At 65.3% G+C, this 4,286-nt stretch carries 3 protein-coding genes and 1 pseudogene; 3 read left to right on the forward strand and 1 reads right to left on the reverse strand.

Translation table 11 applies throughout. The features are described 5' to 3' along the window. Positions 1–108: 108 nt before the first annotated feature. The 3 genes from fxsT (at position 109) to EAO75_RS48845 (ending at position 3,825) form a co-directional block, all read left to right on the forward strand. Positions 109–3,093: an FxSxx-COOH system tetratricopeptide repeat protein gene (gene fxsT, locus EAO75_RS44620; RefSeq protein ID WP_410092929.1), complete on the forward strand. Its 2,985-nt coding sequence runs from the start codon at positions 109–111 to the stop codon at positions 3,091–3,093. A 288-nt stretch (positions 3,094–3,381) separates the two neighbouring features. Next, positions 3,382–3,564 carry a hypothetical protein gene (locus EAO75_RS48840; protein ID WP_410092925.1) on the forward strand — a complete coding sequence of 61 codons (183 nt, stop codon included), beginning with the start codon at positions 3,382–3,384 and terminating at the stop codon, positions 3,562–3,564. An 18-nt stretch (positions 3,565–3,582) separates the two neighbouring features. Then, positions 3,583–3,825: a transposase gene (locus tag EAO75_RS48845; RefSeq protein ID WP_410092927.1), complete on the forward strand. Its 243-nt coding sequence runs from the start codon at positions 3,583–3,585 to the stop codon at positions 3,823–3,825. A gap of 272 nt (positions 3,826–4,097) precedes the next feature. Here EAO75_RS48845 and EAO75_RS46870 read toward each other — a convergent pair. Continuing rightward, positions 4,098–4,286: pseudogene (locus tag EAO75_RS46870) on the reverse strand (hypothetical protein); the annotation flags it as partial.

A 4,286-nucleotide genomic window follows, 5' to 3' on the forward strand; every position in this document is an offset into this window, starting at 1 on the left:
GCTCCCGGGACGGCGTCGTCACCGGCTGCGGAAGACGCAACAGGCACGGAGCAAAGCCTGGTGCAAGGTCCGGCCCCATTGTCCGCAACAACTCTGCACAACCCTGTGATCTCGGCCGATGCCCTGCCGGGCGGCGCCACTGATCCCCGTGCTGCAGCTGCGAGCAGCTTCACGATCAGCTTCGCCGGCTTCAACCGGGCCTGGGCGGCGTGGATCGGTGACCGCTTGGAGCAGCGCGGGCATCGGGTTTCCTATCAGCGGTGGGACCTGGCGCCGGACGAACTGATCGAGGACCGGCTTCAAGATCTGGCTCTGGCGCCCGGTCTGGTACTCATCGTCTTCAGCGAGTGGTACTTCCATCTGGGCCCCCGCACCCAGGAGGAGTGGAACGCGGCGCTGCGCGCGGTCGTTGTTCCGAACCTGTCGCGTTTCGCGGCCGTCTCGCTCACCACCGCGTCGGTGCCCAGCGCCGCTGCCGTTCTCGAACCCGTCAGCCTGATCAACATGGGTGCGAGCGATGCCGAACGTCGTATTCTCGAACGCCTCGATCTGCCCTACGAGCAACCGCCAGACGGCTTTCGAGGCCGATCCGGGCCCCGCTTCCCGGGCGCCCTGCCCGAAGTGTGGGGTGGCGTCCCTCGCCGCAACATCCGATTCACCGGCCGTGAGTCCCGGCTCAACGACGTCTACCACCTGCTTCAGGACAGTGAGCCCGGCACCGGCGTGCTCACCCTGCACGGCATGTCCGGCGCCGGCAAGACCCAGCTCGCCTCCGAATACGTGTACCGCTTCGGCTCCGAGTACGACATGGTGTGGTGGGTCAACGCAGAGAAACGGGTTACCTACCGGCGAGAGCTCGCTGAACTCGCCCCGAGACTGGGCCTGCACACCGGTGCCGAATACGGCGAACGGTTGCGCGCGGTACGCGACGCGCTGCGACGGGGCGAGCCCTTCTCACGTTGGCTCCTTATCCTCGACGGCGCGGACGAGCCCGACCAGATCTGGGACCTCGTCCCCACCGGTCCTGGCCATGTACTGATCACCTCCCGCAACCCGGAATGGATGGACCACAACAGCAAACTTCTGGAGGTCCCCGTCTACACGCGTGGCGAGTCGGTCGCCTTCATCCGGAGGCGTGCGCCACGGCTGACCGAGGCGGAGGCTGACAGGCTCGCCGAGGCCCTGGAGGACCTGCCCCTGCTACTCAGCCAGACGGCGGGCTGGCTCAACGACTCCGACCTCTCGGTCGAGAACTACATCGCCCTGCTGGAGGACGGGCTCGACCAAGACGTGGTCAAGGTCTCCGCCGATTTCCCGCTTGCTTTTCAGACGGCCTGGTCGATCCTGCTCAACAAGCTTCGCGAGACCGTCCCGGAGTCCGTGGACCTGCTGCGCCTGTGCACGTTCTTCATGCCCGGCTCCATCCCCGTGCGCCTGCTGCGGGAGATGCCGCACGACAACCTGCCCGAGCAACTCACCGGGCTGCTCGAAGACCCGCTGCTGTGGCACAAAGCGCTCAACCAACTGCGCCAGTACTCCGTCATTCGCATGGAGCCCGACGAGGTCGGCGACGCCACGCTCTACATGCATCGCATGGTCCACCAGATCGTCAACTACGACATGCCCGATGACGACCGTCTTGAGTTCATGGAAGTCGCCCACCGCGCACTGGTGGCGGCGGACCCGCGCCGGCCTGAGGACACCCGGCTCTGGCACGGATACGCGGAGATCGTCCCGCATCTGGAGCCCTCGAACGTGCTGAAGAGCGTGGACCCTGCCGCCCGGTTGCTGGTTCTCAACTGCCTTCAGTACATGTACCTCTCCGGCGAGTACCACGCCGGCATCAAGCTCGGTGAGCGTGCGCTGCAGGTCTGGCGGGCCCAGCTCGGCGAGGACCACCCCAGGGTCTGGGAGCTGACCCGCCACTACGCCAACCTGTTGCGTGCCGTCGGCGACTATCAGCGCACCGAAGCCATCGAGCGTGAGGCGGTGGAACGCCTACGGCAACAGCGCGGCGAGCAGGACCGTGACTACTTGAGCGCAGCCACCGGCCTCGCCTCCGATCTGTGGGGCTTGGCTCGCTATGCCGAGGCCCTGGAGCTGACCGAGCGAACCTTCACGACCTACCACGATCTCCTCGGCGCAAACGACCCCAACACCCTCAACGCACGAAACAACGTGGCATTGTCTCTGCGCCTGCTCGGCCGCTTTGAAGAATCCGTGCAGATCGACCGGGAGACCATGAACGCGCGTCGGCTGCTGCAAAAGGGACACGACGCACTGTTCTCCGAGGTCTCCTATGCGATCGGCCAGCGTCTGCTGGGGCACTATCGCGATGCCGAGTCGGTCCAGGCGAAGAACGTCCGTGAGTACCGCATCGTCATGGGCCCGGACAACCCGCAGACCCTGCGAGCTGAACACAACCTGGCCCTGTGCCTCTACAACACTGGTGATCCTGAGAGAGCCGGGAAGCTCCTGGAACACGCGCTGGAGCGGGGCGAGCGAGTGATGGGCGAGACCCACCCGTGGACCCTGCTGTTCGCAACCGGGCAGAGCTGCTTCGCACGTGCTCAGGGAAACATCGACCAGGCACAGGAAATCGACCAGTTCGTCGTCGCGCGCTATGAGGCGATGCTCCCAGCAGGCCATCCTTTCATCGCGGGCGTCCGTGCCAACCACGCCCTGACCTTGCAAAGCACCGGGGAAACGGACCGTGCCCATGCTGCCATCGAGCAGTCACTGATCCATATGACTGCGGCAGTGGGGGAGAACCACCCCTGGACACTGGGCTGCGCCATCAACGCCTCCGCCCTACGCAATGCAGCTGGCGATAGAGAGGCTGCGGCCGCGCTCAGCGCAGACACCGTCAGCCGCTCCACCGAAGCCTTGGGCCCGACCCACCCTTTGACTCTCTCTGCCCGAGTCGCCCACGCGGCCGATCTTCGCGGCCTGAAGGACCGCCACCAGGCCGAGAAAATCGAGCAGGAGACCGTGACCGCTCTGGTGTCCACTGCTGGCAAGCAACACCCCCAGACCATCTCAGCCCATGCCCGTAAGCGGCCTTACTGGGACTTCGAACCTCAGGCCACCTGACAACACCGCTGAGAACTCTGTACGGCGGCATGCCATCGCAAAACGCATCTTCAGCAAGCTGGACGACCGCGTCTGCTGGAGGCTCGAGAGCCCGTTGCCTGGTAACAGACACGGCGGGTTCGGCGAGAGGTCCGGGGAAACGGACCGGGAGCAATCCCGGCACCGCGCCCCGGGCCTACTCCGCGGCGAGGCCGGCCAGGGCATGGGGCCGCCCAAAGGCCGCACCTGGGCCGCCTTGGCCACACACCCGTCGTGCGGGTCACCTCCGCAGGCACCAAACGCGTCTCGATGGCTACGCTGATCTGCACCAAAGCCGGCCGCAGGCCACGGCTCATCTACCGCCTCCACCTCGACCGCGTCCCCGCCAAGGGCCGCCGCAAGGGCTTCACCGAGACCGACTACGCCCGCCTGTTGGAGATGCCGCACACCAGCAACTCGGCGGCCCCATCGTCCTGGTGTGGGACAACCTGAACAGACGTCAGCCGCACCATGCACGAGCTGATCGCCGCCCGGTTGTGGCTCACCGTCTACCAGCTGCCGCCGTACGCTCCCGAGCTCAACCCGGTCGAGGGCGTGTGGTCGCACCTGAAGCGGTCACTGGCCAACCTCACCAAACACAGTCTCGACCAACTCACCGCGTTGGTGAAGACGCGGCTGAAACGGATGCAGTGCCACCCCCGCCTCATCGAGGGCCTCATAGCCAAGACCGGGCTCGACCTCCAACCGCCGTAACCCCAGCCATTAAAGATCTCTAGTCGCCGACCGGGGTGCCAGGCTTCCCCCTTTTCTCCCGGGTGCCGGATCACTGACCAGTCCATACGGCAGCCTGACCGTGTTGCGACCTCGTAGCGGTCAATCTCAACGCGTCGACCTGACGGAGACTCGGTGGGCAATGCCGGATGCGTAGTTGCCGAAGGAAAGCGAATCCGGCCGTTCGCCTGACCGTGCCGCTACGAGATCAGAACCCTCGGTGTGTCACCGAGGGCATCTCGAAATTTCTGATTTTAATCTCCTGTGACCGCACGACGTCGATCTCTCACAGATCGCCACCCCTCATTCTCATCGGAGATGACATGCACAAGCTTCGCAAGGCCGAGGATGTCGAGGTTCAGGTCGTGGGACTTGCAGTTGCTGCTCTGCAGGACGCTGTAGTTGCCCCCGTCCTTCTTGTCGCCGTGGCCGTCGAGGCCCTG

The organism is Streptomyces sp. UW30, assembly GCF_008042075.1.
Taxonomy (GTDB): domain Bacteria; phylum Actinomycetota; class Actinomycetes; order Streptomycetales; family Streptomycetaceae; genus Streptomyces.

What these genes read in the sequence shown, in the direction of transcription:
- EAO75_RS48840 (WP_410092925.1), top strand. Translation starts at nt 3,382, where the DNA reads ATGGCTACGCTGATCTGCACCAAAGCCGGCCGCAGGCCACGGCTCATC.
- EAO75_RS48845 (WP_410092927.1), top strand. Translation starts at nt 3,583, where the DNA reads ATGCACGAGCTGATCGCCGCCCGGTTGTGGCTCACCGTCTACCAGCTG.